Below are 24,400 nucleotides of genomic sequence, written 5' to 3'. Positions count from 1 at the left end.
CAAATAAAACGCATGGGGATTATTATCTTGGTTTAATAATCCCCATGCGTTTTCTAATTCTGAATTATAATTTAAATTAGATTCATTAACAATTTAACAATTGTTTTGAGTTCTGGATAATTCTTTGTATTTAAGATTTTTTCTATATCTTCTTCTGTTTGTGCAGAATTTAATTTTGCAATAGTTAACTTAGCAGCAACTATTTCTTTTTGTTTTTCTGCGAATTCACTTTTATCCAATTCTTCTCTAACTAACTTTTTTACTTCTTCCTTATCTTCTAACAACGTAATTTCTACAATGTCCGCCATAATGAATCCTTGTTCTCTTCCGTCTGACAAACGGATATCGAATTCAGGATTTTCTATTTTGATGATATTCCCTTCTACTTCATAAACTCCGCCCAATCCACCATCATACTTGATTTTAATTTTTTGACCTATTTCGAACTTTTCAAGTAAAGAAACACAATTTGAAGGCATATTATAGGTTTTGTTTAGTTCAATATTCATTTGTATCACCTTTGTCATTTATATTTTTTATTTACATTTTCATTTATATGATAACATATTAGAAAAAAGGAGAAATATCTATGTCAGAAAAAATTCACGAAGTAGACTCTCAGTACGCAAAGGAATTCATCAAACTATTAACTCCTATTGCAGATTTTTCTATCATTCCAGAAGGAACTAAAATTTTTAGTTCCCACTCTCAAAACCCTTTATTCTTTGATACTTTTATTAAATTAGAACATCCTGGAATTAAATACATAAGTTCTGTAGATGGTAGAATTTATACGTTTTCCGCACAGGGATGGTACTTTTGGGACGAAGAAACAGCCTTTAACATCTTATCATCCTCAATAGATAAAAATGGAAGAAGTTTGTTTGTTAATGGAATTATTCACGAAAGACAAGATATTATAGACTTTTATCTTAAAAATAACTTGTTATTAGACATTGCTGATTACGATGGAAAATCCCCTTTTTATTATGCTGCCAATACTAATAATCACGTATTATGCAAGCAATTATTAGAAAAAGGAGTAGACGTAAACAAAAATAGTTTAGATAACTATGAACAAACTGCTCTTCATGCAGCTTGTTTCCTTCCTAGTAAAATTACTGCAAAAGAGAAAGAAGAAGCTGAAACTCGTTATGTTCAAACAATATCGCTTCTTTTGGAGTTAGGTTATGACGTAAATGCAAAAGATACTGATAACGACACACCTTTAATAACTTGCTGCCATCAAGATTCATCTAATCACAAACCAGTAGAATTATTACTAAATGCCGGCGCTGAAGTCAACGTTGTTAATGTTGATAGAATGTCTCCTCTTCATTATGCTGTTGTACAAGACCATGTAGATATAGCAAATCTACTTTTAGAAAACAATGCTATAATAACCACAAGAATTGTACAAGATATAAAGTCTGAAAACATGGTTGAATTATTCGAGAAGTATATTACCAAAATGGACGAAGAAACAGAGATTGCATTCCGAATAAACGCCTTAAAAATTGCGCTAGTATAAACATGAAAACATCCTGTAGATTATCAGGATGTTTTTTCTTTAAAAAATAAATAATCATCCCCTATTTCCCTCTTTCTTTAAAGGGATTTTAAATGTTTTTTACAAAAATAGTATGCATAATTTGAATAGAGAGGTCGATAGAAATGGAAACTATGTTTAAAAATAAAAATGTAATCGTCCTTGGTTTAGCAAAATCAGGATTTTCAACAGCTTTACTCTTACTAAAATCTGGTGCTAATGTTATTATTTCCGCACTAAAAAAAGATATAAGTGATTCAAATATAGAATTATTACATACATTAGGGGCAAAAATCATATGGGGTCCCCATTCTATAGATTTATTAAATAATAATATAGATTTTATTGTTAAAAACCCTGGAATACCATACAGTATCCCTTTTTTAATAGAATCTAAGAAACGTAACATCCCTATTTATTCTGAAGTCGAAATTACATCCCCTTTCCTAAAAGACACCATTGCTATAACAGGTTCTAATGGGAAAACGACTACCACAACACTTATTCAAAATATACTTAGTTTACACAAAGATACTATTGCTTGTGGGAATATCGGAAGACCTTTAAGTGACGTAGTTGTAAAAGAAGAACAAGACAAAACTCTTGTTATGGAACTTTCTAGCTTCCAATTAAAAGGGACTCGAACATTCAAACCTTTTATTTCAATTCTGTTAAACATAAATGAATCACATCTTGATTATCATAAAGATATGAACGACTACGTACTATCTAAATCTATGATAACGAAGAATCAAACAGCTGATGATTTTTTTATTTATAATATAGAAGACCCAATTCTTCGGGATGTGGCAACAACAACAACAAATGCTACAACTATCCCCTTTTCAACAGATAATTTCAATACAGAAGGCGCTTGCGTCAAAGAAGGTTGGATTTATTATAAAGGTGAACGTTTTATGGAAACAAATAAAATCGCTTTACCCGGCAAACATAACTTACAAAATATACTTTCAGCTTTAATTGTAGCTAAACTTCACAACATTCCAGAAGATAGTATTAAACATGTTTTTGCTACTTTTTCTGGAGTAGAACATCGTCTTCAATATGTAACTACAATTAAAAATCGTAAATTTTATAATGACTCTAAAGCAACAAATATTCCAGCAGCAAACAATGCAGTTTTATCTTTTGAACATTCACCTATTCTAATTGCCGGTGGCTTAGACAGAGGGAATGGTTTTGAAGAGTTTATTCCAACATTAAGAAAATGCAAAGCGGTTTTTGTATATGGACAAACTGCTGATAAAATCGTAAATATAGCCGTTGACCATAAACTTAATCATGTTTTTAAGGTAAATTCTCTTGAAGATGCTGTAGTTAAATCTTATGCAAATTCTTCCGAGAAAGATATCATTCTTCTTTCCCCGGCTTGTGCTTCTTGGGACCAGTTTAAATCCTTTGAAGAGAGAGGCAATCAATTCATTTCCTATATTCATCAATTGAAAAAAAACCAAGACGTTCTTGTATAAAGGACGTCTTTTCTATTGATATGGATAACAAATTGTTATTTTTATTGACTTTTGTAAAAATTTTCTTATTATTCCACATGAAAGGAGTGATTTGATGATATTCACAATTGTTTTAGTTGGTTTAATTGTTTTAGGATTATTTATATGGTTTGGAACATACAATTCTTTAGTTAAATATCGAAATTGGGTTGATGAATCATGGGCACAAATTGATGTTCAATTAAAAAGACGTTATGACTTAATTCCAAATTTGGTAGAAACAGTAAAAGGTTATGCATCGCACGAAAGAGAAACATTAGAAACTGTTATTGAAGCTAGGAATAGCTTAGTAAACAATGATAATGTTTCACGCGAAGAAACTATGGTTCAAAACGACATGTTAACAGGAGCATTAAAAAACATTTTTGCGTTAGCAGAATCTTATCCGAACCTTCAAGCAAACCAAAATTTTCTTATGCTTCAAGAAGAACTTTCTGGCACTGAAAATAAAATTGCCTATGCTCGTCAGTTATACAACACAACTGTAATGAAATACAATACAAAAATTCAAACTGTACCTACAAACATCGTAGCAGGAGCTCATGGATTTGAAAAACGCAACATGCTAGAAGTTGCTGCACAAGAAAGAGAATCCGTAAAGGTTTCGTTCTAAGTGGTGATAACCTATGTTATTTGAACAAATAGAATCTAATAAGCGTAAAACCTTAGTTATCATATTCTTTTTTATGTTGTTAACACTCGCAACAGGAGCTGCACTTTCATATTATTTAGTTGGTGATTTAATTTTAGGACTATGTATTACAACAATTTTTACTGCTATCTATGTACCCATATCTATAGCCTCTGCTAAAAAAATTGTTATGAGGATGAACCATGCAAAAAAAATCACTTCAAGCAAAGAAGCTCCCCACTTGTGGAACTCTGTTGAAAGCTTATCTATGGTTGCTAGAATACCTATGCCTGAAATTTATATTATTGAGGAAGAAAGTCCAAATGCGTTCGCTGCTGGAATCTCTCCAAATAACGCTTCGATAGCCGTTACAACAGCTTTATTAGAAAAATTAAGTCGAGAAGAAGTAGAGGCAGTTATTGCGCATGAAATAGCCCACATTCAAAATTATGATGTACGGCTAACAACGATTTCTTTGGCTTTAGTTGCAATCATAGTAATGATTTCAGATTTTGCTTCTAGATTTTTGTTTAGGAATAGTGACAATAAGAATCCATTTATCCTTATTGTCTCCATCATCCTATTAATTCTGTCACCACTCATTGCATATGCTATCCATTTTTCTTTATCTAGAAATAGAGAATTCTTAGCCGACGCAACAGGTGCCGAACTATGCAGAAATCCTAAAGCATTAGCATCAGCTCTTCACAAAATATCATTAGATGATGACCCTGTAGATAATATTCCAATTTCATCAGCGAGCATGTATTTTTCAGAACCATTTAAAAAAGAAAACAAGAAAAGTAAGTTTTCTTTTAATAAGTTATTTGCTACACATCCTCCTGCTGAAGAAAGAATCGAAAGGTTATTAAATATGTAATAATAAAAGGTCCCTTTAGTTTTAAAGGAGACCTTTTATTATTAACACAAAACATTCACTAGTACATCAAAATCTTCTTCAACAATGTGCTCTTTTGAAAATATATCAACTAACAAGTCTTTCTCTTCTTCCACCCCCATTACACTCCCGGTTTCCCCATCTTTTTTTACAACTATAAACGTATCTTCTATATTTCTTTTTAAAATCACTTTATTAATCTGTTTCCCTTTATTTTCTTTACATATCAATACATAACCATAGGGTAAATCCATCAAAGATACATTTCCACCCAATACACCTTCAAACACCTCTAAAGTACAGGGAATATTACAAATCAAAACATCTTCTTTTGGTTGTACAATAAGTGCTTCAATCTCCAATGTTTTCTCCCCCTCCTTTTTCGTTATAGTCTTTAGATATATTAAGAAGCCCTTTGAAAATCCCCATACCATTCTCATTATAATTAGCCACCAATGCATGCGTTGCTAAAGTAATTAATCTAACTTGAGAAATACCTGTTTCTACACTTATTTTTTCTAAATCTCGCTTTAATCCATAAGGAAGTCCTACGGTTATTCTTTTTTCCTTCTCTTCCAAATTCAAACACCTTCTTTCTCTTTCATCCTTGTTATGTCCATATTAACACTCCATAAATACCCAATCAACACTTAAATAATATGAAAGCGGTGTGAAAATGACACCAAACCGTTAAACCTCCATTTTTTTCTATATCTTATTAGGAAAAATCTTTTTTCTTAAAAAATCATGTATAGAATTCGAAATAAATGAGGAGGAACGAACATGAAAGTAATGCCCTTATTTGGAACTCGTCCAGAAGGCATCAAGATGGCTCCGCTTGTTAAAGAATTAAAAAAACACCCAGAAATAACATGTGTATTTGTAAATACAGCACAACATAGAGAAATGCTTGACCAAGTTTTAGATTTATTTGATTTAAAACCTGACTATGATTTAGATATGATGAAAGAAAAACTACCTCTTCCTAAAATGTTCGCTAAAATGGTTGAAAAAATTTCTGACGTTTTAGAATCCGAAAAGCCGGACTTGGTACTTGTTCATGGAGACACACTTACTACTTCCGCTGGAGCATTAGCTGCTTTTTATAATCAAATCCCAGTTGGTCATGTAGAAGCAGGTTTAAGAACATATGATATTACATCACCTTTCCCAGAAGAAGCTAATAGACAAATAACAGGTGTTGTAGCAGATATACATTTTGCAGCAACACAAACAAACAAAAACTCTCTTATTCGTGAAGGGAAAAAGGAAGATATTATTCATGTAGTCGGTAATAGTGTAATTGACGCATTAGTTGATGTAGCAAATCGACCATTTGAATTCCAAGAGCCTCTTAAGACGATTTTAAATTCTGGTTTAAAAACTATTTTAATGACAACTCATCGCAGAGAAAATCTTAGTCAATTAGGCAATGTATATAAAGCTATTAATCGTATTCTTAACGAACATGATGATATACAAATCATTTTCCCTGTACATAAAAATCCTGCGGTTCGAAACGAATTATCTCAACACCTAAAAGAAAGTGACAGAGTACACATCATTGAACCTCAAGATTATACAGTTTTTGCACAGTTAATGAAGAACGCTCATTTCATCTTAACAGATTCTGGAGGAATCCAAGAAGAAGCACCCGCTTTAGGTAAACCTGTTCTTGTTGCAAGAAACAACACAGAAAGACCAGAAGGTGTCGAAGCTGGAACTCTTCGCCTCTGTGGAACAGAAGAAGAAAGCGTCTATGCAGCTATAAAACAATTATTAACAGATGATGATATGTATCAAGTCATGAGTGGAGCGAAAAACCCTTATGGAATAGGCGATACATCTCAACAAATTGTTGATATCATTTTGAAAAAATACTAAATAAATCATCCTAGAAACTCAGTTTCTAGGGTTATTTTATAATAAGGAGCCCTTTAATATGTTTACATTAAAAGAACTAAATTTCATTTCATCAAACAATTTATCTTATAACGAAACTTTAATTTCAAATGTAGCTATAGACGGAAGAAAAATACAACCAAATGGTTTATACGTCCCTATCAAGGGAGCAAATAATGACGGACATGACTTCTTACAACAAGCTATCCAAAATGGAGCTGTTGCTTCTTTATGGGAAAATGAAGTTCCAATCCCGCATAATGTTCCAAAAGATTTTACATTTATTCAAGTCCAATCTACTTACCATGCATTTCATCAAATCGCTACATACTACAGAGAAAAAGTAAATCCAATCGTGATTGGAATTACTGGTAGTAACGGAAAAACAACAACAAAAGATATTTTGTATACTATACTCTCCCCTTCTCTTATAACTCATAAGACAGAAGGAAACTTAAATAACCATTATGGAGTACCGTTAACATTATTATCTATGCCACTGAATACAGAAGTCGCAGTAATTGAAATGGGGATGTCTGGATTAAGAGAAATCGAAGAATTATCTACTTTATCAAAACCTGACTATGCCATCATTACAAACATTGGTGAATCTCATTTACTTCAGTTAAAAACCAGAGAAAATATCGCTAAAGCCAAACTTGAAATCACCTCTGGATTAAAAAATAAATCATCTTTATTCTATGACGGTGACGAAATCTTATTAGCTGGAACAGAAGGTACTCCTTTAAAATTCGGCTTACATTCCAATGAGATACAAATAATCAAACAGACAAATAACAGTATTTCCTTTAGTTTTTCAGATGATATTTATGAATTACCTATCATTGGTAAACACCATGCGAAAAATGCCGCTTATGCTATTTCTATTGCAAAAGAACTAGGAGTAAAAAGTGAAAACATTAAAAAACATCTTTTTAATATTCAAGTAACTGGTATGCGCATGGAACCATTTATCGGTATTAAACAGTCGTTATTATTAAATGATGCTTATAACGCTTCTCCTATTTCTATGAAGGGTGCCATTAAAACAATTGGAGACCTTACTGGATATCAAAATAAAATTTTAATTTTGGGAGATATGTTAGAACTGGGCGATAATGAAGAACAACTTCATAGAAGTATCGTCAATTCTATAAACAACACCATTACACATGTATTTTCAATGGGAGAAAAATCTAAATGGATTCATGATGAAATTAAAAAAACATTACCAAATATTTTGTCATCACATTCATTTAGCCACGAAGAAGTTGCAAAACAAATCCTTCCTTTATTGAGTGAAAATACTGTTGTTATGGCAAAAGCATCACGAGGAATGAATTTAGACAAGGTAATCGAACTTTTAAAGCAATAATTCGGAGGAAACATGACTATTTTTATTTTAGTTTTAAGTTATTTAATTGGTTCTATTCCTTTCGCATTAGTAATCGGGAAAGGAATTTATAAAGTAGATATACGTGAACACGGTAGTGGAAATCTTGGTGGAACAAATGCCATGAGAACATTAGGAAAAAAACCAGGCAGTTTTGTTATGTTAGGAGATGCTCTAAAAGGCACTTTAGCTGCATCTCTCCCTCTTATTTTCGGAAGTGACCTTCATCCAATTTGGGCTGCTGTTCCTGCAATACTTGGGCATTGTTACCCCATTTTTGCTGGTTTTCGAGGTGGGAAGGCTGTTGCAACAACAGCAGGAACTATACTGTTTTTATTACCCGTTGGTTTCTTAATAGGCATTATTTCATTTTTAATCTCTTTAAAAATTTCAAAGTATGTTTCTTTATCTTCTGTTATATCCGGTATCGCAATATTATTTTATTCATTTACCGTAGACATTTACACGCAAATATTTACTTTGCTAATTACATTATTCATCATATATAAACATCGCGAAAATTTTAAAAGGATTAAATCTAAAACCGAACCTAAAGTTACTTGGATTTAATGACCTGAAAATATTTTCAAACCAGTTATGCTCATTTCAGATTTCCTCATGTAATCAAACACAAAACAAAATTACACTATTAACAAATATAACCCATGTAAAAATCACTAACAATTAAACATTAGTTAGTGATTTTTTTGTCTAGTATTTTCAATTATTTAGTTTCTTTAAATATCGATTTAGTCCAGAGTCATGTTTACGGATATCTTTCAATGTTGTGGACCAAGCTTCGTAATCTTCAGCCGATAAATCATCTAAATTAAATTCACCTGCAATATTTATTTCATCATCGGGAATGTTTAATTCTTCCATCTTATCAATCAAACAAACAAATAAATCACGCATTGTGCTTCCTTCCAAGCTGAAATCTTCAACTCTTTTTCTTTCATCTGCCGCTCCACAATTTGCTATATACTTATTCCCTCCTACCAACATAGGTAAAATCTCTACTACAACGTCTAAACGGAACATACAAATAGTCCTCCCTTTAATCCTTTTTTAAATACATACTGACTGCTATGTACGTTTTCATTCATTATAATTCACTTTTTATTAATATTGTAAAATTATCAACATTCTTTAACAAATACATTTAATCCCTTAAGTATGGGAATTTTTCAAAAAAAAGAAGCCATAATAGGCTTCTTTTGTCCAGATTGTAGTACGTAAGGTAATCTTTTCTCATATTTTAGTTTCATTTTTTATATTAAAAAACTTTTATTTCAATATTATGGTAATAAAGTTTTATTCTTCTATTTTTTGAAAACACTTTTAAACATTCAGATATTCTTTAAGGTGCATGTATCTTTCAACTAATATTAGTGTTACAGCGACAATATATTTCCTGTTTCGTTCTATAGTTTTTTTGCTAACTTCAACTTTATGTAACAGTTCTTTAATAGGCAGTTTCTTTTTTTCATAAAGATAATAAACAAGGTTATCATCTTCTGATATTATTTTTGCTATCTCAATTGCGTTTCTTTTAGCACTTATGTGTTTAGGTACTTCTTCTGCTAAATTATCGAATTTTATTCCAAATTCCCCTAACAACAAAGAAAAGTTTTGAATTTCTTCTATCCTCTCCTGTTTAATTTGGTCTAATAAGTATTGAGAATACGAAGCATTTGTTTCATTTGTATCTGTTATATCTTCACTATCAAAGTTATTGTTTTGCGAATTTGTTTCTTTTCTCCAAAAGTCCACCAGTCTTCTTTTTATAACGAGAGCTGCAAAAGAAGTAAAAGTTTGTGTGCTATCTGTTGTATAGTTTCGAATTGCTTCATCAAATGCAATAAGACCGATACTAAACTCATCCGCTTCCCTTAGCACATCTTTTTCTTTTTTGGTGATTTTAGACAAGGTTTCTAAAACAAAGTCTGTATATTCAGCAATAAACTCATTACGAAGTTCTTCATCGCCATCTTGAATCTCTTTTATCTTTTTTATCAGCTCCTTTGTCTCTGGTCGAATTCGAAACATTCTTTTAAACACGTAGTCAACACTCTCCTGTAAAATGAAACCCGGCTGACTTGATTTTTTTACTTCCTAAACTTTCAGTGAGTTTTATTTTTTTCATCACTCCATATTTTGCTTCAAATTCACACTTTTATCAAGAAGTATTTTCTTACAAAATATACGAATAATATAAAAGAGATGCTTTGCATCTCCTATGGTTTGTAATGTAACGTTTAATTTTCTTGATTTAAATATAAGTTAATTGTTTATTTAGGTTGATTTCGCCAGCGAATTTCCAATAAGATAAACCTAAAGAACGTTTCTCGATATTATGTTCTTTTGATAAATTAACTTCTTTTAATATCCTGAATTCTTCAAAACACTTGTTTTTATTCATAACCACAAAATAAAATCCTTCATCGTCTTCTCCTTGATATTTCACAACTTCTAATAAATATTCTACCTTTAAGAAATCCATTAATTCTTTTATCACAAAATTTCCTCCTAAAACGCTTATTCAAGCAATTGTTTTCAAATATTGTAACTTTCTTTTTCAGAAGGTAAAGAAAAAAATTGAATTTCTTTACAAATCATCATATTTACCTAAATGTTTTCCAGAATATATTTCCTTTATGAATCTTTTAAAATACTTATAAAAAAAACACATTATGAAAAAATACGCTACAATTACATAAAAAAACAAACCTAAAAGGAGAATATTAATATGCAATATAAAGAAACAATCCTCAATAACATTAATCACTTTATTCAGGAACATGTAATACCAAATAAATTAGAAATTATTACAACAATTGACAGGGCTACAGAACTTGAATTCGATAATTTGAAACTTGTTGATATTTATTTTGATGAAGCTACAACACATAGTCGGTCTACTTATCAAAATACTTATACTACTTTGGTTCATGTTTTCCAGATAGGTCAAAAAACGGTTGAATTATCAATTGATGAAAATATTAGTTTCGAAGGAATATACCCTCTCGATAATTATAATATTCATTTTTCACAAGAAGACGGAACCCAGATAGATTTATTTGATGAAAATTTTGTAGATTTTGGTCTTCATGAGTATTTGAATTTATATGAGTATAATGAAATCATCGGTGAACTCAACTTAATTTACAAGTTCAAAAGCGAATCTGCAAACAATTATGTTACTGAATTAGAAGATATTAAGAAATGCATTCCTACTATCACTCATATTGAGTCATTTTCCATAGAAAAATGCATCTTGCATTTTCCGAATGATGTTTCTATGTGTGTCGATGTATCTGAAATTAAGAAAACTATTGAAAAATACAAACAAAAAAACAAATAAGGAGATTGTTATGATTACAAATAGCAAGGTATTAAAACGTTCTCAGGATTTTTTTCAGAAACACCTTTTAGAACAGCGTTTAAAACTAACAATGAAATTACAGGATGAATTACAATTCGAATTAGACGATTTAATTTTATTAGACATTTACGTAGACAAAAAAGAAGAATTGCACAAACGACGAGTTTTCACAACTTATGTTCATGTTTTTAAATTAAACGACTCAACTATTCTGAATGTAGATATTTTTGAGGAAGATGCACAAATAAGAGATATAGCTATCACAAATAATTATTATTATACCTATGAAGAAGATAATGGTGGAAGTTTATTTCAAGAAGGAAACTCAAATGATTTTGGATTATGTTCTTTATTAGAAGAAATGGAATACAGAGAGTTTTTCTTAAGTGAATACGATTTATTGCAAGAATTTTCTTCTTCTAAACACGTTTTGGAAGCTCAAAATTTGTTTGCCGAAGTTCAAAATAGTTATCCAGGATTAGAAGACATACTTTATTCTGGTTCTGATGATGATTTTATTATGAAATTTCATACAGGGGCTGAAATAAATGTTTCAAAACAGCAAATTTTAAACGGTCATACTTTAGTCTTACAGAAAAAATAAAATAAACATTCTAATATTATTAAAGGAACCTACTCTAAAAGAGTGAGGTTCCTTTATAACTCTATTTGGAAAGTTTTAATCCCATAACGTTCTAAATATGCTTTTGAAATTTCATCTGGATAACCTATTGAATAATATACTTCCTTTATTCCTGCACCATTTATTTTTTCTGCACATGCCCGGCAAGGGAACGTAGTCGTGAAAATAATCCGTCCATCTGTCGAAATTCCTCTTCTTTGCATGTCGAATAAAACATTGGCTTCAGCATGGAAAGCATCACATTGATATTTTTCATTATATTCTCCACTCTTTAATAGCCCTTGTTTTCTTGCTTCAAATCGAGGACAACCTCCATCTATACAGTGCTTTGAGCCCGGCGGATTCCCGTTATAACCTGTTGCAAGAATTCTTCTTTTACCTGCTTCCAAACTATCTACAATAACAGCTCCAACCCTTCTAGTTCCACAAGTCGCCCTTGTAGATGACATAAAAGCTTGAGCCATAAAATATTGTTCCCAGCTATCTCTTTCTCCCATTGGAATGCTATCAACTAATCCCACTACTTTTTTTAAAATCGACACTTATATTCTCCCTTTCGATTTATCTCAAAGTTCTCGTTACTTAATTAAATCAGTTACTTTTTGAAATAATAAATTCCTTTGGTTATTGTCTCAGCTGGTCCTTTCATTAAAACTTCATTATTTGAATTCCATGTAATACATAAATCCCCACCAGCTAAATGAACAGTAATTTCTTCATCTTTATTCATATGCCCATTTAATATAGAGGCTACCGTTGCAGCACAAGCACCAGTTCCACATGCCTGTGTAATTCCTGAACCTCTTTCCCACACTCTAAAATGCATTTCCTTGTTATTGATAACCTCTACAAATTCAACATTCACACCTTCGGGAAATCTTATATCTTTTTCAATACTAGGTCCTAGAGTACGTAAAGGAGCATCATGTATATTATCAATAAAAAATACAGCATGGGGATTCCCCATCGAAACACCTGTAACATGCATAGTTTTATTTTCTATATTAAATGTTTCAGAAATAACCGTATCGGGTCCCTCTCCTATCATTGGTATCTCTTTTCTTCTCAGTTTAGGAAATCCCATGTTTATTGTGACTTCGTTTACGATATTATTCTTAATATGTACCTTAGCATGGACTATTCCTGATATTGTTTCAATTGTAAATTCTGTAACTTGTACTATTTTATTTTCGTAAGCATATTTAGCTACACATCTTAATCCATTCCCACAATTTTTCGCTTCCGAACCGTCATTATTAAAAATCCTCATTTTAACTACTGCATTATTAGAAGGACAAATTAAAATCAAACCATCAGAACCAATTCCTGTATTTGCATTTGATACTTCAATTGCTAATTCAGATAGTAAATTTTCATCAATATTTTCTTCAAACATGTTAACGTAGATATAACTATTTCCTAGACCATGCATTTTTGTATAGGGAATTTTTTTCATTTTATATCCTCCAAGCATTCTTTTCTTAATTTATAATGCAAAATGTTTAATAAGATAAGAATTCAACCACCCCTTTATACGGACAGTTGAATTCTTATTATTTTATGGACTCTTTATTAAATCTATCTTCAATTCTTTTCGTTACAATTTCTCTTGCGAACTTCATAGCATTGATGTTTATTTTCTTTCCTATAAGTTTTCCATCAAATTCGCCAAATTCAACTTTAATAGTATCTAGTTCTTCTTTCATAATATCTTCAAAAACCCTTTTAGGAAGATTCTTAGCAATTATATCCATGTGTTCTAATTCCAATTCTTCAACAAGAACACCTTCATCAATCAATTTATTAAGTATTTTTTCAACACGAGCTTCTGTAGCTGCGAAATTCGCAATATGAGCTTCAATTGATGTATCAGGTCCTTTATTTTTTGTTTTTACTTTCACCTTTTTTACTTCTTTAAATTTTTCTCCTACACATTTTACAAATAACTGATTTCCGTGTTTATCACGATAATCATATGACTTTATAACAATACCTTCATGAAAAACATCTTCCATTGTTTCAGGTTTTTGACCTGTATATTCAATACCATCTTTTGTTACTGTACGTAAAATTTCTTCAATCTTCTCTAGATTCAAGTATGGTCCTTCATAAAGAACCTCCTCTTCCTTCATACCTAACTCACCAACTAAATAATCTCTTATTTGTTTGTATATTTCGGAATCTGGCTTGATATATTCTTTTGCATTGTCATCAAATATATTAAATAAATAAAAATGACCATAAGCATCATTGGGATATGAAACCGTATGTGAAACCAACCATTCACCAAATATTTTATATCCTTTTGGCAATCTAGATGGGTCTACTTTTGAATGTACATATTGATAAAATCCTCTTAAATTATTTTCTTCATCCAAAACGGTTTTTCTACCATATATCAATAATTCATTATCATCATTTGCCTCAAATTGTGCATTTGCTCCATCATATTTAATTGCTATTCTAATAATATGACCCTTAGAGGCAGCTTGAATCAAATAATCCAAAGTTGTTTGATGACCTAACCTTGGAATATCCATATACTTTTTCATATTCATCCTCCCTTTAAATTCAAAACATGTATGTTTTGAGGTTTTGAATGTATTTTTCATTGCGAAAAAAACTTACAAAACCTAGTTAAAGAGGATGAAATACCCTATTTTTTTCATAAAAAAAAGACTGATTTCCAATTAAGTAATCAGCCTAGTAAAATCATATAATTCTTTTGATTGCATTCTTTTTTATTTTTTCAACAATCTCTGGTATCGGAGATTGATAGAAATCTCTAAAATCACGTTTATTCACATCTTTTATTTTAGGTTTTTCAAAATCATGTGGTAATTCATAAACCTCCCACAACCACTTAAATTTTCTATCAGATTCTTTATTTTCATCATTAAAATTACTTATATGTTCATATCTAATATTAAGATACCCTTGTGCTTCATCTAAATTTTTAACATAAAATAATCCCATTTCACTTATAGGAGCATTTACAGGTATTCTTATTACTGCGTATATACTCATATTATCCTCGCCTTTCTTTTTAAAATTTAATATTAATATTTTAATACCATAAATTTCAAAAAAAGGGCGTTTTTTATTTACTTTCATACTTATTTTGTAGTTTATTTTCTTTTTATTTAATGAATTACTTACTGTTGTTTCTACTGAAAATTTGTGAACTTTTGTGGAATTATATTAAAGGTTTCTTTGAAAGCAAAAATTAATTATCTTGTAACTCTTTGATTTTTTCATAATAAATCGCCAACATTTTTTCTTTCCCTTTTATCTTCGGCTCATAATATCGCCTGTTTACTAAGTTATCTGGTAAGTATTGTTGTTTAACAAAACCATCTACATCATGTGGATAAATATATCCTATGCCATTCCCTAATTCTTTCGCTCCTTTGAAATGGTTATCACGAAGATGTTTTGGTATTTCTCCAATGTTTCCATTTTTAACATCCATAATTGCCTTATCCAATGCTTTATATGCCGTATTACTTTTTGCACTTAAACACAAAGTAACTACAGCAACACTTAAAGGAATGCGAGCTTCTGGGAAACCAAGTTGCTCTGCATCATCACAACATTTAGATGCTATTAATGCTGCCTCTGGATTTGCTAATCCAATATCCTCCCAAGCAATTACCCTAGTACGTCTTACGATTGTTTTTAAATCACCCGCCTCTATCAATTTGGCAAGATAATGTAACGCAGCATCCGTGTCACTACCTCTTACACTTTTCTGATACGCACTGATTGTAGAATAAAATTCAGAGCCACTTTTATCCATAAGAAATGATTTTTTTTGTAAACTTTGTTCAGCATCCTGCAATGTAATGACAATTTCCCTTTCTTCATTTGGTTCAGTAGAAAGGACAGCTAACTCAACTGCATTTAGGGCTGAACGCATGTCTCCGCCACAACCATATACAAAATACTTCATAGCTTCTTCTGAAACTTTCACTTTATAATTACCTAATCCATTTTCTTTATCGGAAATTGCTCGCTCGATTCCCATTTCAATTTCTTCAACTTCCAGAGGTTTTAATTCAAACAATTGGCATCTAGACCGTAGAGCTGGAACAATTTCATGCATAACAGATTCAGTTGTAGAACCAATCAAAATGAATTTCCCATTTTCTGTATATGGTAATAATGTATCTTGCTGTACTTTTGTAAAGCGATGAATTTCATCTATAAATAGCATAACAGGTTGTTTTTCTGCTTCTTTAGCCACCTTTTCTATGTCTTTTTTTCCAGCAGAAACAGCATTCAATTCAAAAAATGGGATATTTGCACTTCCAGAAATAGCTCTCGAAACAGAAGTTTTCCCTGTCCCTGGAGGTCCATAAAGGATGATACTAGATAATCTTCCTGACTTGACCATTCGAGAAAGAATACTTTTTTCTCCAACTAAATGTTTTTGACCTATAACATCTTCTAATCTCTTGGGTCTCATTCTATATGCTAACGGTTCGTTCATAAGGCAAACTCCTTTCTTTCAAATACAAAACATAAATATAAATTGTATACCTTTATTAAATTACCTAAACAAAATTCAAAACTAGAAGCACTCGATTTGTAAAATTCAGGATAATAAAGGGTTTTCAAAAAAACACGATAAACAAATAACACAAAATCGCGAAGGGGAAGAAATAAGAATGAAAAATATTACTACAGAAGAATTCAAAAACGACTTAGAATTGCAAGGTATCTTAATAGATGAAAAAAATCAGCTGAATATCGGCTTCATGTATGAAAATCATACATTCATTCAAACAGCATCTTTCCAACTAGAAAAAGAAAATTTGATTTTTGAAAATAAAATCATAATGCATTTAAATTCCGCAGGTATAGAAAACCCATGCCCTTTCTGCAATGAAAAAGCTGAACATTTAGTTAGATGCGAAGCATTAGAAAACTCAGAACTCCCTTTTGTAGTAATTGATGCTGCATTAGAAAAGATAGAAACAGAAAATGTGAATTAAAAAAAGCCAGGTAGCCCTGGCTTTTTCTTATGCACGTTGTTTATTTAAATATTCATCCTTGTATTTATTAACATCTCCAGCACCTAAAAACGCTAAAACACTGTTTTCAAATTCATAGTATTGATTTGGAAGTTTTTCTCCTACTGTATAGGAACTTGGATTTTCTAGTGCTTCAACAATGTCTTGGCTTGATATTCCCATGCTATCTGTTTTTTCTCTTGCTGAACCGAAAATATCAGCTAAAAATACTGTATCAAAGCCTTCCAAAGAATCCACAAATTCATTAAACAATGCTTTTGTTCTTGTATATGTATGTGGTTGGAATAAGACTACAGCCTTCTTATTTGGATATTTTAGACGAATACTCTGTAAAGTCGCTTTAATTTCAGTCGGATGATGCGCATAATCATCAATCACAACATTATCTCCTACTACAGTTTCATTAAAACGTCTTTTCACTCCACCAAAAGTTGCAAATCTGTCTACAACAGAGTTTAATTCTCCGCCAGCTAAAATTACAACACTTGCTACAGCTAATGAATTAAGAATGTGATGTTCTCCTACAGAAGGAATAGAAAGGGTAACTAGTTTTTCATCTGAAACCATTACATCAAACGTAGTACCATTTTCAGAAACAGATACATTCTCTGCATAGATATCATTATCTGAAGTTAAACCATATGTCCAAACTTTAGCATTTGTTTTTAATTCTTTCGTTTCTTTTTGCCCACCATATACAATTAAAGCTTTTTTAACATTTTTAGCGAAGTGTTGGAATGAATCAACTACATCTTCTTTTGATTTAAAGAAATCTGGATGGTCATAATCAATATTTGTTACTACAGCATAATCCGGATAATAAGATAAAAAATGATTTTTATACTCACAAGCCTCAAATACAAAATTCTCACTTTTTGGAGTACCTTTTCCCGTTCCATCTCCAATTAAAAAACTCGTAGGATTTATCCCTGATAAAACATGAGACATTAAACCTGTTGTACTTGTTTTTCCATGTGAACCACTAATAGCAATTGAAGTATTAAAAGTATTGATAAATTTCCCTAAGAAGTCAAAATAAAATTGACCATTACCATACTGAAATGCTTGCGCTACCTCTGGATTAGTTTCATCAAAAGCTCTTGAAATTACTACCGTTTCATCTTCATTTACATTTTGTGTATTGAATTCTGTAATTTCAATTCCTTTTTGTTCTAGTGGAACTTGTGTAAAGAAGTGTTTATTTAAATCCGAACCTTTTACTTCATACCCCATACCGTGTAAAACTTGAGCTAATGCACTCATTCCAGAACCTTTGATTCCAACAAAATGAAATTTATTTTTATTTATCATATTTAAAAAGACGCACTCTTATAGAGTTTGTCCTATTCACCTCTTTCTTCTATGGTCGCATTCATTATATCGAATTTTAAAATCAAATATGTCAGTTTTTCTGATTTTTTCTATATATTTTTTAAAATTAAAATGTAAAATATTTGTCTTGCAAAAACAGACTTTTTAACTAAGTTAAAAAGTCTGTTTCATTTATAAATTTTGTTAATTTTCCAAAAATATTAAACGAGCTACTCTTTGCATATCTTGTTATCATTGGATATTCTTTTCTGTAGTGTGCACTTCATCTTCCTCTAATTTCTCTTCATAGTATCCAGTCTTGTTAGCATTTATCAGAAATGCACCTATAGGAATACCTATTATAATTCCCAACAGAATACCCAATAAGAATTTAGCAAAAAAGAATATCAATAGTATCCCTAACAGTAAACTCAACGTAGTATAGAAAGCATAATCATTTACTTGTTTTAGAAATGGCAATCTCAAAATCACATCACCCTTTTTCATAAAAAAACCTTAAAAAAGTAAAGTATTTCTTCACTTTACAAATACCTCGCAAAAAGTAAAAAACCTCATAATTTAACTATTCCCCTAATTTTTTATTTCTGTTATATTGTGTTTCAAACAACCATTCAAGTTTTTCAACTAAGTCTACAATCTCTGTATAAATAAGAATCTCTTTGCTCATTCTAGTTAAATGAGAAGAAATAGCTGTTCCTTTTACACATACACAAATGATATCAATTTTATAGTTATCAGCCCAACCCATTTCTATTCCCAAAGGTATTGTTGGATAACTCACATCAGCAATCATTACTTCACATTTTTTTAAACACTCTTTTTCATTTGTTACGTTTTCACTAAATATAAACTGATGTTTTTTCAATATTTCACTGTTTAAAATCACGTTATGTAAACCTTCATTTGTAACATTTTGATGCCCAACATAAACTTTCATGGTCTCCATCTCCTCACGTCTACATTTCCTATAATTTTAATATGTTTCTAGGTAGAAGTGAAGTTCCAAAATTGAGCACCTTTTAAAATACATTTTTTTGTTCTATACTGTATATTGTATAGTCTACCTGTCTACAATGCTTAATAAACACTTTGATTGGAGGATAAAACATGACTAACAAGAAACAACGTTCTGATGGTTGGACACAAGAAATGGACGAAACTTTAGCAGAAACAGTTCTTTCGACGTTAAGAGAAGGAAAAACGATGAAAGATGCGTTTTCAATTATAGGCGATAAATTTAACAAAACAGAAGCAGCTGTACAGTTTAGATGGAACAGCGAAGTAAAAAAAAGCTACGAAGATGCAGTAAAACTAGCGAAAAAATATAGGGAATCAATTAAAAAATCAGCAAAAAAAGAAAAGAAAGCAACTGAACAGGCAACTAAGAAAGAGAAAAGAACCGGAGTAGGTAAAGTTGATAGAAAGGTAGAAAAACCTATCCAAGTGACACAACAAGAAACAACTCCACCTGTTGCGATTGAGGAAAAGTCCATTACTCCTACATTAAGCGAAACAACTTCTATCGCTGCCCCAGTTGATAAAGACATTTTAGACTTGTATGATACTGATTTCTTGAAGATGGTTACAAACCACATTGGAAAATTTAATTCATTAACAGAAAAGGTCCAATACCTTCAACAACAATTATCGGTTAAAGAAGTTGAATTATCAGAAGCAACAAGTCAAATTGAACTACTCACTCAAAAAGAAGCTAACAGCGAAGAACTTCAACAACTTCGCAAAGAGAATGAAAAACTTAAGCAAATCAATGGAAGACTCAATAACGACCTTCAAGAGTTCACTATGTTAGCTACCGCTATTCGCAGACTTGAAAACCCTAAAGATTCAGAGGAAACAGATGCCTCTTAATATAGCCACCAATTTTTAAAAATAACCCTCTCTTTTGAGAGGGTTACTTAGCATTATCATCATAATTATTAAATAAAACAATTTTTCGATACTGTTCTTCTCCAACCCAGCCCTTAAGGTTATTTTCTACCTTAAGAGATAAATTCTTAGGATACATATGAAGACTTACTAACTCCATTACAGTTTTGATAAATATTTCATCAAATCCAAGGTTCCAAAGGTAATGCATAACCAAATAAGCACTAACATTTTCATGTCCCAAGAAGTTAGCATAACGGGTTTGTTCTCCCTTGTAATTGAAAAATGACTTACAAAAGCCTTTTCCTACATCATGAAATATACCCGCATATAACATTTCTATTTTTTTCTCATTTTGATATTCTTTATGTATTTGGTCATAGACATAGTAAATATGCCTACTTGCTGAAAAACTATGATATGTAGAGTCTTGCGGAAGCTCCCAAACGCTATTAAATTCAGGAATCTTTCTTAGCGTTTCAAAAACTACTTCATATGATTTATTTTCTAATAAAACAGAAGTTAAATCTTTTTGTTGAACATTTACATCTTCTTTATAAAATTTATATATTACTTCCGAAAATCCCTCTCCTTTTAAAGGCATTTGAAAGTTCTTATACATTCGTGTTATAACATCTTTTCCAACCGTTCTCTCTCTTAATTTATCTCTTTCAACACAAATTTCAAACGGAGTTAGAAAAACATAAGCTATAATTTCACAACTTTTTTTGAATTGTTTTATAAACGCTATGCGTCTTTTTCTAGAAACATTTGTGGCATCATATACTACATTCTTACCTTGAGAAATGGCATCTTTTAATCTTCTTTCTAATTCTGAAAAAACAAGATGGGGGTCCTGTTGAACAGATTCATCCCCAAATAGTTCTTTTCTTAATTTATCACTCGATAAATATATAACATTTTCTTCTTTTGCTATTTTTTCACTTTCATAGGATTTACCACTACCTGGCATACCTATCATCATATACACTTTCGGCACTATTGTTCATCCTCACCTAAGATAGTTAAATAATTTTTGTATATGTACTCCTTAATATTCGGTTCTTTGTTTTCCAGCACATTAAAATAAAAAGATAGGTACTCCTTTTTCCCTTGCTGCATGAAGAACAACGCAAATTCTTTTCTGCTCTCTAATCCTTTTTCTTTTGCTGTCTTTACAAATTCATGAATTTCAGAATACATAACAGATTCAACATCATTTAATTTATTTCTGAACTCTTCTATTTCAGCTCTAAACTCTTCCGGAACTTCGAAAATCAGTTCCTCTAACGAACCCGTAACCCACGACATCACTTTTTTCTTTAAAGACAAGCCGTACAGCATACGATGCACTTCAAGGTATTTCTCACCCTTAACTTTTAGGCGAAATGCATTAAGCCCATCTCCCCATCTGAGGACATAACCTTCTTCGTTGTAACTTAATTGTGTTTTTTTGCCCAAAGCTTCTTGCAGCGTTAAACCAGTGTTTTCAGCAACTTTCATACCAATTTGATTCGCTAGCTTTAACAATTCCTCAAGTGGATAATCATAGCCATCCTCAATTCGTATAGCACCTAGTAATACCAAATCTGACACTCCATCATAATCAACTACGACTCTGGTTCCTTTATCGATAATTTCAGTCAACAAAGTAATCCCATTAATCTTTGTTTCATCCACATGTGAATATTTTTCTTCCCATATTTTTTGTGCAATAACACTTTGGTCTGATACAAATGACCCTCTTGTTGACCAACGAAGTCTTCCATTTAAAAAGTAGGAGATTCCCAGCGAACCATCCATTTTAATCGCAATAGTAGGTTCACTATTTGGTATTCTTAATTCCAGACCGCAGTTTTCCCCATAGTTAAAAAACTTTGGGAATGGACGGGCAAGAATTTCACCTGTTTCCTCGTTTATAATTAACCCTCTGCATGCTAACGTCGCAGCATTCCAATATTTCTCGTATACAGCCAAGTCTGTATAATTTAAAATCACAATGTTTTTATCTTCCGGATGTTCTCTTCTTGCTATAAAGCCTTGTTCTACTTCGTTTCGGTAGGTGAAATTAATCATAATTCTATTCCCCTCTTTCCTTTTGCTTCATGATTTATCTGAATTATTTTTAAATATTTTTTCCGAAACCTTTTCTGAATTTAAATTTTGGCGTTAAGTAGTTATACAAAATAAAAACACCGACAATTGATTTGTCGGTGTTCTAAATAATTTATTATTTTTCATAATATCTAAGGACGTGTTGAACATATTTAGGGTCCCCAGTCATCCCAAAGTTTTGTTTTAACCACTTTGAATACGCCTGTGCATTTTCAGGTGAATAACCTTCTAGCCCATTCTTTTTCAACCACCTAATAAAGTTACCTCCGAAATTATACGATTGTAACGTTAATGGTATATCTCCCTCTGCACTTTTAAATACTGATGAAAAATGTTTCAATCCCTGCACTATGCTTTTTTCCGGGTCAGTAATTGCACCAGGTTTTAGACCAGCACTTTCTGATGATTGCATTACATCCGCAAGTGTACCGCTAGATTCCTGCATAATTAAAGATAATAAAACATCTGTATAATCTTGCAGACCATATTTACTAGCTTCCCTTTCAACAATACTTCTGTACCTTTCTACATCACCTGTAACTTTTGCATGACCATTTTTATAATAATCATTTACAGAAGGATTTACCTCCTCAGGTTTAGGAGATATTGGAGTCGGTTCAGGTACAGGCTCTGGAGCAGGTTTTTCAATCTTTGTTTCTTCAGCCGGTTTCTGTACTGTCTCAGTTTTTGGCGGTGTCACCTCTATTGGTGATTCTTTTTTCTCATTTTGTTTAGTGATGGATGTTTCGTTACCCTCGCCATATTTTTTATATGCACTTTCTGGCGTTATTTTTGTTCCAAAATCAATATGATTTTGAGACGGTATATTTGATGTATTATTCATAGCATTTTTTATCTCTTCCTCAGCATCTTTAAATACCTTATGAGGACTATTTGCATTTTGTTGATACAACACTCTTTCAAAGTCTTCTGTTGCACTTAATTCCTTCTTAATTTGGGCATAATCTTTGTCTATGTCTATTGCTGACATTGAATTTGTTCTATTTCCACTTATAGAATTAATAATAAATATCACTTCCTTATGTTTTTCTATTTCTGCTTCAGAATTATTTACTAGAGTTTCTACTCCTTCAAATAAAAAAGAACCTTTCACCCTTCTTCTTACAAAAAAATATTAGACCATATTCTTTAAAGGGATGTTTTCTGAAGCATGGAAATATTTAGTGATTTTAGAGTATTAGGGGTGTCAATATGTTGAAAACGAAAATTACAGGTATAGTTTTACTTTCAGTGGCAGCAGTTACTGCTATAAGTTCAATCACTATTGTTCCAGCAGGTCACAGTGGCGTTGTTCTTAATTTGCAACAAGTTCAACCAAAAGTTTTTTCAGAAGGATTTAACGTTAAAATTCCTTTTGTGGAAACAGTAGTTCCTATAGAGGTTAGAATCCAAAAATCAGAAAGTTCTCAGATGTCTGCGAGTCGTGACATGCAGAATGTCACAACAACCGTAGCCGTTAACTACTCTTTAAATCCTAATTCAGTAAATAAACTATACAAAGATGTAGGTTTAGATTATAGAGCTAGAATCGTAGAACCTGCAATTTCCGAATCTTTAAAAGCGGTTACTGCTGAATACACAGCTGAAGAGTTAATCACAAAACGTACTGAAGTTTCTGCGAAAGTGAAAGAAATGTTAACTGCAAAATTAGCTAAATATAACATTACATTAAATGAAATTTCACTCACCGCTTTCGCCTTCTCAGATGAATTCAACCACGCCATAGAAGGAAAGCAGAGCGCTGAGCAGGATGCTCTTAAAGCAAAACGTGTTTTAGAAAAAGTAAAAATTGAAGCAGAACAAAAAATCACTTCAGCACAAGCAGAAGCAAAAGCTTTAGAAATGAAAAAACTAGCGGTAACACCTGAACTAGTTCGTTTGAAAGAAATTGAAGTACAAGAAAAAGCGTTAGATGTACAAGAAAAAGCAATCAACAAATGGAACGGTACATTACCGAATGTTACAGGTGGAGCAACTCCTTTTATTGATATAACTGGTCATACACAAAAATAAAAAACCCCATATGGGGTTTTTTATCAATACAAATGCAATTACACCCATCCCTAAAGAGGAAAAAAT

Annotated in this window: 28 protein-coding genes; 12 read left to right on the top strand and 16 right to left on the bottom strand. The window is 31.5% G+C overall.

The genetic code is table 11. The features are described from left to right. Positions 1–71 precede the first annotated feature (71 nt). On the bottom strand, positions 72–509 hold the full coding sequence (locus PDL00_RS02945; protein WP_270726248.1) for a hypothetical protein: 438 nt from the start codon (positions 507–509) through the stop codon (positions 72–74). Positions 510–589: 80 nt separating this feature from the next. Between PDL00_RS02945 and PDL00_RS02940 the strand changes: the two genes are divergently transcribed. The 4 genes from PDL00_RS02940 to htpX all read left to right on the top strand — a co-directional run bounded on the left by PDL00_RS02940 (position 590) and on the right by htpX (position 4,589). Further along, complete coding sequence (locus PDL00_RS02940) at positions 590–1,531, top strand: ankyrin repeat domain-containing protein (RefSeq protein WP_270726245.1); 942 nt, start codon at positions 590–592, stop codon at positions 1,529–1,531. A 143-nt stretch (positions 1,532–1,674) separates the two neighbouring features. Beyond that, a complete protein-coding gene (gene murD / locus PDL00_RS02935) occupies positions 1,675–3,039 on the top strand; it encodes a UDP-N-acetylmuramoyl-L-alanine--D-glutamate ligase (protein WP_270726242.1) in 1,365 nt (454 codons plus the stop codon). A gap of 94 nt (positions 3,040–3,133) precedes the next feature. Further along, positions 3,134–3,691 carry a LemA family protein gene (locus PDL00_RS02930; protein ID WP_098007004.1) on the top strand — a complete coding sequence of 186 codons (558 nt, stop codon included), beginning with the start codon at positions 3,134–3,136 and terminating at the stop codon, positions 3,689–3,691. A 13-nt stretch (positions 3,692–3,704) separates the two neighbouring features. Beyond that, positions 3,705–4,589 (top strand): zinc metalloprotease HtpX, encoded by an 885-nt coding sequence (gene htpX, locus PDL00_RS02925; protein ID WP_270726234.1) that lies wholly within the window; start codon positions 3,705–3,707, stop codon positions 4,587–4,589. 41 nt (positions 4,590–4,630) lie between these two features. On the opposite strand, the gene PDL00_RS02920 is transcribed toward htpX, so the two are convergent. Next, entirely contained in the window at positions 4,631–4,969 is a 339-nt protein-coding gene (locus tag PDL00_RS02920) for a hypothetical protein (protein WP_270726232.1), read from the bottom strand. Next, positions 4,959–5,186: a hypothetical protein gene (locus tag PDL00_RS02915; RefSeq protein ID WP_270726228.1), complete on the bottom strand. Its 228-nt coding sequence runs from the start codon at positions 5,184–5,186 to the stop codon at positions 4,959–4,961. Before PDL00_RS02915 ends, PDL00_RS02920 begins: the two co-directional genes overlap by 11 nt. 204 nt (positions 5,187–5,390) lie before the next feature. Between PDL00_RS02915 and wecB the strand changes: the two genes are divergently transcribed. From wecB to plsY, 3 genes are read left to right on the top strand one after another with little or no spacing between them, the layout of a single operon-like run. Then, positions 5,391–6,491 carry a non-hydrolyzing UDP-N-acetylglucosamine 2-epimerase gene (wecB, locus tag PDL00_RS02910; RefSeq protein ID WP_270726227.1) on the top strand — a complete coding sequence of 367 codons (1,101 nt, stop codon included), beginning with the start codon at positions 5,391–5,393 and terminating at the stop codon, positions 6,489–6,491. A gap of 58 nt (positions 6,492–6,549) precedes the next feature. Beyond that, positions 6,550–7,884, top strand: a complete 1,335-nt coding sequence (locus PDL00_RS02905; protein ID WP_270726226.1) for a UDP-N-acetylmuramoyl-tripeptide--D-alanyl-D-alanine ligase — start codon at positions 6,550–6,552, stop codon at positions 7,882–7,884. 12 nt (positions 7,885–7,896) lie between these two features. Beyond that, on the top strand, positions 7,897–8,472 hold the full coding sequence (gene plsY / locus PDL00_RS02900) for a glycerol-3-phosphate 1-O-acyltransferase PlsY (protein ID WP_270726224.1): 576 nt from the start codon (positions 7,897–7,899) through the stop codon (positions 8,470–8,472). 150 nt (positions 8,473–8,622) lie between these two features. On the opposite strand, the gene PDL00_RS02895 is transcribed toward plsY, so the two are convergent. The 3 genes from PDL00_RS02895 to PDL00_RS02885 all read right to left on the bottom strand — a co-directional run bounded on the left by PDL00_RS02895 (position 8,623) and on the right by PDL00_RS02885 (position 10,420). Then, positions 8,623–8,943 carry a hypothetical protein gene (locus tag PDL00_RS02895; protein WP_270726223.1) on the bottom strand — a complete coding sequence of 107 codons (321 nt, stop codon included), beginning with the start codon at positions 8,941–8,943 and terminating at the stop codon, positions 8,623–8,625. 300 nt (positions 8,944–9,243) lie between these two features. Then, complete coding sequence (sigI, locus tag PDL00_RS02890) at positions 9,244–9,963, bottom strand: RNA polymerase sigma-I factor (protein ID WP_098007472.1); 720 nt, start codon at positions 9,961–9,963, stop codon at positions 9,244–9,246. A gap of 211 nt (positions 9,964–10,174) precedes the next feature. Next, positions 10,175–10,420 (bottom strand): hypothetical protein, encoded by a 246-nt coding sequence (locus tag PDL00_RS02885; RefSeq protein WP_098517064.1) that lies wholly within the window; start codon positions 10,418–10,420, stop codon positions 10,175–10,177. 231 nt (positions 10,421–10,651) lie between these two features. Between PDL00_RS02885 and PDL00_RS02880 the strand changes: the two genes are divergently transcribed. Together PDL00_RS02880 and PDL00_RS02875 are read left to right on the top strand one after the other, a co-directional pair. Continuing rightward, entirely contained in the window at positions 10,652–11,266 is a 615-nt protein-coding gene (locus tag PDL00_RS02880) for a hypothetical protein (protein WP_270726217.1), read from the top strand. Between the two features lie 10 nt (positions 11,267–11,276). Then, the gene (locus tag PDL00_RS02875) at positions 11,277–11,891 is read left to right on the top strand and encodes a hypothetical protein (protein WP_270726214.1); all 615 of its coding nucleotides are present in this window, start codon (positions 11,277–11,279) and stop codon (positions 11,889–11,891) included. 53 nt (positions 11,892–11,944) lie between these two features. On the opposite strand, the gene PDL00_RS02870 is transcribed toward PDL00_RS02875, so the two are convergent. From PDL00_RS02870 to PDL00_RS02850, 5 genes are all read right to left on the bottom strand, one after another. Further along, complete coding sequence (locus PDL00_RS02870) at positions 11,945–12,472, bottom strand: deoxycytidylate deaminase (protein WP_270726210.1); 528 nt, start codon at positions 12,470–12,472, stop codon at positions 11,945–11,947. A 53-nt stretch (positions 12,473–12,525) separates the two neighbouring features. After that, positions 12,526–13,386: a diaminopimelate epimerase gene (gene dapF / locus PDL00_RS02865; protein ID WP_270726207.1), complete on the bottom strand. Its 861-nt coding sequence runs from the start codon at positions 13,384–13,386 to the stop codon at positions 12,526–12,528. A gap of 97 nt (positions 13,387–13,483) precedes the next feature. Continuing rightward, the gene (locus tag PDL00_RS02860) at positions 13,484–14,482 is read right to left on the bottom strand and encodes an RNA ligase family protein (protein WP_270726204.1); all 999 of its coding nucleotides are present in this window, start codon (positions 14,480–14,482) and stop codon (positions 13,484–13,486) included. Between the two features lie 160 nt (positions 14,483–14,642). Beyond that, positions 14,643–15,044 (bottom strand): hypothetical protein, encoded by a 402-nt coding sequence (locus PDL00_RS02855; RefSeq protein ID WP_141462997.1) that lies wholly within the window; start codon positions 15,042–15,044, stop codon positions 14,643–14,645. Between the two features lie 112 nt (positions 15,045–15,156). Next, a complete protein-coding gene (locus tag PDL00_RS02850; RefSeq protein ID WP_270726198.1) occupies positions 15,157–16,422 on the bottom strand; it encodes a replication-associated recombination protein A in 1,266 nt (421 codons plus the stop codon). A gap of 178 nt (positions 16,423–16,600) precedes the next feature. Between PDL00_RS02850 and PDL00_RS02845 the strand changes: the two genes are divergently transcribed. After that, positions 16,601–16,927, top strand: a complete 327-nt coding sequence (locus PDL00_RS02845) for a hypothetical protein (protein WP_270726196.1) — start codon at positions 16,601–16,603, stop codon at positions 16,925–16,927. A 27-nt stretch (positions 16,928–16,954) separates the two neighbouring features. On the opposite strand, the gene murC is transcribed toward PDL00_RS02845, so the two are convergent. Next, a complete protein-coding gene (gene murC / locus PDL00_RS02840; protein ID WP_270726193.1) occupies positions 16,955–18,277 on the bottom strand; it encodes a UDP-N-acetylmuramate--L-alanine ligase in 1,323 nt (440 codons plus the stop codon). A gap of 583 nt (positions 18,278–18,860) precedes the next feature. After that, positions 18,861–19,235, bottom strand: coding sequence for a hypothetical protein (locus tag PDL00_RS02835; protein WP_270726192.1), 375 nt, complete (start codon positions 19,233–19,235; stop codon positions 18,861–18,863). 170 nt (positions 19,236–19,405) lie between these two features. Here PDL00_RS02835 and PDL00_RS02830 point away from each other — a divergent pair, with 170 nt between their 5' ends. After that, positions 19,406–20,167 (top strand): hypothetical protein, encoded by a 762-nt coding sequence (locus PDL00_RS02830; RefSeq protein WP_270726190.1) that lies wholly within the window; start codon positions 19,406–19,408, stop codon positions 20,165–20,167. 43 nt (positions 20,168–20,210) lie between these two features. On the opposite strand, the gene PDL00_RS02825 is transcribed toward PDL00_RS02830, so the two are convergent. From PDL00_RS02825 to PDL00_RS02815, 3 genes are all read right to left on the bottom strand, one after another. After that, positions 20,211–21,185: an AAA family ATPase gene (locus tag PDL00_RS02825; RefSeq protein ID WP_270726189.1), complete on the bottom strand. Its 975-nt coding sequence runs from the start codon at positions 21,183–21,185 to the stop codon at positions 20,211–20,213. Beyond that, the gene (locus tag PDL00_RS02820) at positions 21,185–22,261 is read right to left on the bottom strand and encodes a T4 RnlA family RNA ligase (protein ID WP_270726187.1); all 1,077 of its coding nucleotides are present in this window, start codon (positions 22,259–22,261) and stop codon (positions 21,185–21,187) included. The genes PDL00_RS02825 and PDL00_RS02820 overlap by 1 nt, the downstream gene beginning before the upstream one ends. 154 nt (positions 22,262–22,415) lie before the next feature. Next, on the bottom strand, positions 22,416–23,414 hold the full coding sequence (locus PDL00_RS02815) for a lysozyme family protein (RefSeq protein ID WP_270726185.1): 999 nt from the start codon (positions 23,412–23,414) through the stop codon (positions 22,416–22,418). Positions 23,415–23,512: 98 nt separating this feature from the next. Between PDL00_RS02815 and PDL00_RS02810 the strand changes: the two genes are divergently transcribed. After that, complete coding sequence (locus PDL00_RS02810; RefSeq protein WP_270726184.1) at positions 23,513–24,334, top strand: prohibitin family protein; 822 nt, start codon at positions 23,513–23,515, stop codon at positions 24,332–24,334. The last annotated feature ends 66 nt before the right edge of the window (positions 24,335–24,400 follow it).

It is taken from the genome of Bacillus cereus group sp. TH152-1LC (genome assembly GCF_027710505.1).
In the GTDB taxonomy this organism is placed as follows: domain Bacteria; phylum Bacillota; class Bacilli; order Bacillales; family Bacillaceae_G; genus Bacillus_A; species Bacillus_A mobilis.
Note: the sequence above shows the minus strand (reverse complement) of the source record. Positions and strands in the feature narration are given on the sequence as shown.

Excerpts from the sequence above, each read along its gene's own strand:
- PDL00_RS02930 (WP_098007004.1), top strand. The coding sequence starts at position 3,134 with ATGATATTCACAATTGTTTTAGTTGGTTTAATTGTTTTAGGATTATTT.
- PDL00_RS02855 (WP_141462997.1), bottom strand. The coding sequence starts at position 15,044 with ATGAAAGTAAATAAAAAACGCCCTTTTTTTGAAATTTATGGTATTAAA.
- PDL00_RS02875 (WP_270726214.1), top strand. The coding sequence starts at position 11,277 with ATGATTACAAATAGCAAGGTATTAAAACGTTCTCAGGATTTTTTTCAG.
- PDL00_RS02830 (WP_270726190.1), top strand. The coding sequence starts at position 19,406 with ATGACTAACAAGAAACAACGTTCTGATGGTTGGACACAAGAAATGGAC.
- murC (WP_270726193.1), bottom strand. The coding sequence starts at position 18,277 with ATGATAAATAAAAATAAATTTCATTTTGTTGGAATCAAAGGTTCTGGA.
- PDL00_RS02905 (WP_270726226.1), top strand. The coding sequence starts at position 6,550 with ATGTTTACATTAAAAGAACTAAATTTCATTTCATCAAACAATTTATCT.
- PDL00_RS02940 (WP_270726245.1), top strand. The coding sequence starts at position 590 with ATGTCAGAAAAAATTCACGAAGTAGACTCTCAGTACGCAAAGGAATTC.
- murD (WP_270726242.1), top strand. The coding sequence starts at position 1,675 with ATGGAAACTATGTTTAAAAATAAAAATGTAATCGTCCTTGGTTTAGCA.
- dapF (WP_270726207.1), bottom strand. The coding sequence starts at position 13,386 with ATGAAAAAAATTCCCTATACAAAAATGCATGGTCTAGGAAATAGTTAT.
- plsY (WP_270726224.1), top strand. The coding sequence starts at position 7,897 with ATGACTATTTTTATTTTAGTTTTAAGTTATTTAATTGGTTCTATTCCT.
- PDL00_RS02895 (WP_270726223.1), bottom strand. The coding sequence starts at position 8,943 with ATGTTCCGTTTAGACGTTGTAGTAGAGATTTTACCTATGTTGGTAGGA.
- PDL00_RS02835 (WP_270726192.1), bottom strand. The coding sequence starts at position 19,235 with ATGAAAGTTTATGTTGGGCATCAAAATGTTACAAATGAAGGTTTACAT.
- PDL00_RS02945 (WP_270726248.1), bottom strand. The coding sequence starts at position 509 with ATGAATATTGAACTAAACAAAACCTATAATATGCCTTCAAATTGTGTT.
- PDL00_RS02850 (WP_270726198.1), bottom strand. The coding sequence starts at position 16,422 with ATGAACGAACCGTTAGCATATAGAATGAGACCCAAGAGATTAGAAGAT.
- wecB (WP_270726227.1), top strand. The coding sequence starts at position 5,391 with ATGAAAGTAATGCCCTTATTTGGAACTCGTCCAGAAGGCATCAAGATG.
- htpX (WP_270726234.1), top strand. The coding sequence starts at position 3,705 with ATGTTATTTGAACAAATAGAATCTAATAAGCGTAAAACCTTAGTTATC.
- PDL00_RS02845 (WP_270726196.1), top strand. The coding sequence starts at position 16,601 with ATGAAAAATATTACTACAGAAGAATTCAAAAACGACTTAGAATTGCAA.
- PDL00_RS02820 (WP_270726187.1), bottom strand. The coding sequence starts at position 22,261 with ATGATTAATTTCACCTACCGAAACGAAGTAGAACAAGGCTTTATAGCA.
- PDL00_RS02880 (WP_270726217.1), top strand. The coding sequence starts at position 10,652 with ATGCAATATAAAGAAACAATCCTCAATAACATTAATCACTTTATTCAG.
- PDL00_RS02860 (WP_270726204.1), bottom strand. The coding sequence starts at position 14,482 with ATGAAAAAGTATATGGATATTCCAAGGTTAGGTCATCAAACAACTTTG.
- PDL00_RS02810 (WP_270726184.1), top strand. The coding sequence starts at position 23,513 with ATGTTGAAAACGAAAATTACAGGTATAGTTTTACTTTCAGTGGCAGCA.